Below are 622 nucleotides of genomic sequence, written 5' to 3' on the forward strand. Positions count from 1 at the left end.
TGAAAATCAGGCCAGTAAAGAACGTGACTAAAACGAACAACTCGAATAATACAACCGGACGTTCAAAGCCATGCACCCATGACACACTAGGACTGGATGTCGGCTCTTTAAACACTAAGATTCCGAACATCAAACATGCCGCTGCGCCCGAAGAAAGGCTTGAGAATAGGAACAAAATCGGCAACACCGGATTGTTAAGCATCGGGTAGGTTTTAAGTGCCGATAGTAGGAAACCAGTATATGCCGCCAGTACTATCGCCAAGAAACCCAAGAACAACTCGATGGCATTACTCACCTTTCCAGCCTTGATCAAAAAGCCATCCACAAAGTCGAGTAATCCGCTCGGTAATTTGCCTTCACAAAAGCTGATGATTTGATGGCGAAAGATCAGGCCAATCCAAACAAACAACACAACCATGTAGACTTGAAACAAGACAACGCCCATCGACATCACCGACGTCGGGTTGTAGTAAATCATGATTTTCCAAAACTGGAGTGGCTTAGTTAAATGGAAAATCAAAATCACCAAACCGGAAATGATGCCAAATGGCGCGAGCCAAGCCACCGCTTTCATAATGCCGTTGTTCGCCGGGTCACCCTCAATGACTTTGCGTTTAAGGTA

General features: G+C 45.3%; 1 protein-coding gene. It reads right to left on the reverse strand.

Going from position 1 to position 622, the window contains the following annotated elements:
- Window positions 1-622 (reverse strand): NrfD/PsrC family molybdoenzyme membrane anchor subunit (gene nrfD / locus R7093_RS26295; RefSeq protein ID WP_318147156.1); only part of this gene is annotated, 622 nt, incomplete at both ends.

Source organism: Vibrio sp. 1580, from assembly GCF_033340055.1.